The organism is Streptomyces sp. YS-3 (assembly GCF_045257485.1).
Taxonomy (GTDB): Bacteria; Actinomycetota; Actinomycetes; order Streptomycetales; family Streptomycetaceae; genus Streptomyces.
On sequence record NZ_JBJHPC010000664.1, the window covers coordinates 1 to 3,715 of the forward strand.

General features: G+C 73.7%; 4 protein-coding genes. All 4 read right to left on the minus strand.

Translation table 11 applies throughout. The features are described from left to right. Nucleotides 1-942 (minus strand): glycoside hydrolase family 6 protein (locus ACJA3G_RS32830; RefSeq protein WP_406556681.1); only part of this gene is annotated, 942 nt, incomplete at its 3' end. Between the two features lie 335 nt (nucleotides 943-1,277). Continuing rightward, the gene (locus ACJA3G_RS32835) at nucleotides 1,278-1,961 is read right to left on the minus strand and encodes a class F sortase (protein ID WP_406556682.1); all 684 of its coding nucleotides are present in this window, start codon (nucleotides 1,959-1,961) and stop codon (nucleotides 1,278-1,280) included. A 12-nt stretch (nucleotides 1,962-1,973) separates the two neighbouring features. Then, nucleotides 1,974-2,624 carry a hypothetical protein gene (locus ACJA3G_RS32840; RefSeq protein WP_406556683.1) on the minus strand — a complete coding sequence of 217 codons (651 nt, stop codon included), beginning with the start codon at nucleotides 2,622-2,624 and terminating at the stop codon, nucleotides 1,974-1,976. Nucleotides 2,625-2,727: 103 nt separating this feature from the next. Then, a complete protein-coding gene (locus ACJA3G_RS32845) occupies nucleotides 2,728-3,507 on the minus strand; it encodes an HAD-IIA family hydrolase (protein ID WP_406556684.1) in 780 nt (259 codons plus the stop codon). Nucleotides 3,508-3,715: the final 208 nt, after the last annotated feature.

Genomic DNA, 3,715 nt, shown 5'->3' on the forward strand with positions numbered 1-3,715 from the left:
GTCCGACTCCCCGGGCCGCTTTGCCCACACATACGCGTCCACCAGCGCGTCCCCCGTCCGCGTCGTGGGCCGCTCCCCCAGCGCCCGGCCGGGCGGATTGCACCAGGTCTCCTTGGGGTCGCCGCCCCCGTACGGCCCGTTCCCGTTGCGGCTCGTGTCGATCACGAAGTGCTTGCCGCCGAGCTTCGCCGAGAGCTGGTGGCCGAAGTCCCGGCTCGCCGCCGTCGTCTGGAAGTTGGAGACGTTGACGGCGAAGCCGTCGGCCTCCGTCACCCCCGCCCGCCGCAGCGGCTCGTCCAGCGCGTCCGGCCGCTGCCACCCCGCGTTGCCCGCGTCCACGTACACCTTCACGCCCGGCTGCCGCTTCAGCCGCTCGACCGCCTTCTTCAGCAGGTCGTACCGCTCCTCCGCGAACCGCGCGGGCGTACAGCCGTCCACCAGGTGCAGCACCGCGTCCGGCTCCAGGACCACCGTGGCGGACCGGTCCCCGATCCCCGCCGCCACCTTGTCCACCCACGCCCGGTACGCGTCCCCGTCCGCCGCCCCGCCCTTGGAGAACTGGCCGCAGTCGCGGTGCGGGATGTTGTAGAGGACCAGCAGCGCCGTCCGGTCGGCCTCGGCCGCCGCCTCGGTGAAGCCCCTCGCCTCCGACTCCGGGTTCTCCGGGCCGATCCACTCCCCGACCGGCTGCTCCGCGATCTTCCCGATCAGCGCGGCCCTCGCGTCGTCCCCGCTCTTGCGATAAGTGGCGGCCTGCCGCGCCGCGTTGCCGTCCGGATTGACCCAGAACGGATCGGTCGCCTTGGGCTGCTGCGCCACCTCGGGCTTCCCGCTGCCGTCCGAGGAGGACGAGGAGGACGAGCAGGACGTCAGCAGCAGGGCCGCGCCCACCGCCATCACCGCCACCCCGACCGCGCCCGTCCGCGTACCACTGAGCAACATCCGATCCCCCTCGACGTACTTTTCCGGACGCTTCCCCCGATCCATCGTGGCACACCGGCGCGTGCCCTCACGAGCCAGATCCCACCGAGCGCGCACGGAAGGCGACTTGGCGTTATCCGGCCCTAGGCCGAAAGCGCACACCGGTTCTACAGTGGTCGCATCGGCCCCGTCCCCGTCCCCGGCCACAGTCCGACGCCGGCCCACCGAACCTCCCGTGGAGGTGCCGGGCTTCTCCCGCAGCCCGCGCGCCCGCGGTCGAGGACCAGCCCGGCCGGCGGCTCCGGGGGGAGCGGGCCGTCGGCCGGGCCAGGTACGCGACGGGCGCCGCCGCGCGCTCAGGGCCGGGGGGACGGCACCGGCGCGCGCATGTCCGTCAGATACGCCGACACCACCACGTTCGCCGTGTAGGTACGCGCCTTGCGGTCGTAGGTGCCCCCGCAGGTGATCAGCCGCAGCTCCGCGCGCCCCGCCCGGCGCGGCCCGTACACCTTGTGCGCGTCGAACCGGTCCCGCCCGAAGACCTGTACGTCGTCGATGGTGAACTCGGCGACCGACCCGTCGCTCCTGGTCACCCGGACCTTCTGGCCGGGCCGGGTGGCGCTCAGGCCGTAGAAGACTGCGGGCTTGCGCTGGGTGTCGACGTGGCCGACGAGCAGCGCCGGGCCGGGCCCGCCGGGTTCGACCCCGGCGCCGAACCAGCCGACCGTGCCCGGCCGGTCGTACGGTGGCGGATCGACCGCGCCCGAGGTGTCGAGGCCGCGCGGCACGACGGGTGCGGTCACGCCTATGGAGGGGATTTCGACCCGCCGGGGCGGCGCCGCCGTCACGGGGTCGTGCGCCGGTGGCAGGGGTACGCCCAACGGGCGCCCCACGGCGGCCACATCACCGGTGGTCGGGGCCGAGCTGCCGCCCGGGCCGTCGGTCACGTCGCGGCCCCACAGCCACAGACCGACCAGCAGGACCGCCCACGCCACGCCGGTCAGCAGCCGTCCGGTGCCGGACGTGTGCTCGCAGGACATGGCCCGCTCGCCTCAGCCGCCGCCGCGCCGGCGCCGCACGCTGCGGCCCGCCACCGCGATCGCCGCCACGGCCGCCAGGGCCAGGCCGATCACCGCGTGCCGGGTGCCGGGACCCTCCTCGGTGGCCTGCCGCTCGGCGAGCCGCGCGGTGCCGCCGCCGCCCGCGTGGACGGGGGCGTGCGGGGTGGCGTGGTGGTCGGGGTGCTCGTCCGGGTGGTGGTCGCCGTCGTGCCGGCCGTCGTGCCGACCGTCGTGGTGGCCGTCGTTGTGGCCGTCGTTGTGGCCGTCGTTGTGGCCGTCGTTGTGGCCTCCGCCGTGGACGACGGTGACACGGCCGGAGGCCTGGCCCGAGCTGTCCTTGCAGTTGACCCAGATGTCGTAGTCGTGCGCCTGGGCGTCCGAGCGGATGCGGGCCTGCGCGAAGAGGCCCCCGTCCGCCGCCGGCGTGAAGTGCGCCTGCGAGACGAAGGCCTCCGAGGTCCCGATGGCCTGCCGGCCGCTGCACACGCTGACCCGCAGGGCCACCTCGCCGCCGGGGGCGATCGTGGACGGCGTCACCGTCAGCGAGCCGTGCCCATCGGAATCCGCGGTCGCGGCGGACACGGGCATCAGAGCGGTGGCGGCTGCCACGGCCGCACAGAGTGTGACCTGTCGAAAACGCATCGTGAACCTCCTGTACGAAGATTCACCCGCCGCGCCGCGTTTCGCATCCCGGGCGCGCCCGAACGGCTGCACGCCGCCCGGTGCGGGGCGGAGCCCGCGGCGGCTAGATCAGCTCCACCAGGTCCGCGATCGAGTCGACGGTCGTGGACGGGCGGAACGGGAAGTTCTCCACGTCCTGCGGCCGGGTGAGCCCGGTCAGCACCAGGAACGTCTGCATCCCCGCCTCCAGCCCCGCCAGGACGTCCGTGTCCATCCGGTCGCCGATCATCGCGCTGGTCTCCGAGTGCGCCCCGATCGCGTTCAGCCCGGTCCGCATCATCAGCGGGTTGGGCTTGCCCGCGAAGTACGGCTTCTTGCCGGTCGCCTTGGTGATCAGCGCGGCCACCGCGCCGGTCGCGGGCAGCGGGCCCTCGGCGGAGGGTCCGGTCTCGTCGGGGTTGGTGCAGATGAACCGCGCCCCGCCGTTGATGAGCCGGATCGCCTTGGTGAGCGCCTCGAAGCTGTACGTACGGGTCTCGCCCAGCACCACGTAGTCCGGCTCGTGGTCGGTGAGCACGTAACCGATGTCGTGCAGGGCGGTGGTGAGCCCGGCCTCCCCGATCACATACGCCGTGCCGCCGGGCCGCTGGTCGTCCAGGAACTTGGCGGTGGCGAGCGCCGAGGTCCAGATGTTCTCCACCGGCACGTGCAGCCCCATACGGGCGAGCCGCGCCTGCAGGTCGCGGGGCGTGTAGATGGAGTTGTTGGTCAGGACCAGGAAGGGCTTGCCGGACTCCTTGAGCCCCTTGAGGAAGGCGTCCGCCCCCGGGATCGGCGTGCCCTCGTGGATGAGGACCCCGTCCATGTCGGTGAGCCAGGATTCGATCGGCTTGCGCTCGGCCATGGGGCGGATTCTCCTGCGGTGTGCGATGGGGTGAGCTGGGCGGTGCCGGGGTGCACCGCGCTGTGCCGTACCGACAGCGCCCAGCCTAGTCAGGAACCGCCGGGTTTCACCTGGCCGATGCCCCGGAACCCGGACCGTCCGCCGCGCCGGGCGGTCCGGCCGCGCGGCCGGACCGCCCCCGCGTCAGCGCCTCCGCAGCCGCCACACC

Coding starts and splice junctions, on each gene's coding strand:
- ACJA3G_RS32835 (WP_406556682.1), bottom strand. CDS start 1,961: ATGTCCTGCGAGCACACGTCCGGCACCGGACGGCTGCTGACCGGCGTG.
- ACJA3G_RS32840 (WP_406556683.1), bottom strand. CDS start 2,624: ATGCGTTTTCGACAGGTCACACTCTGTGCGGCCGTGGCAGCCGCCACC.
- ACJA3G_RS32845 (WP_406556684.1), bottom strand. CDS start 3,507: ATGGCCGAGCGCAAGCCGATCGAATCCTGGCTCACCGACATGGACGGG.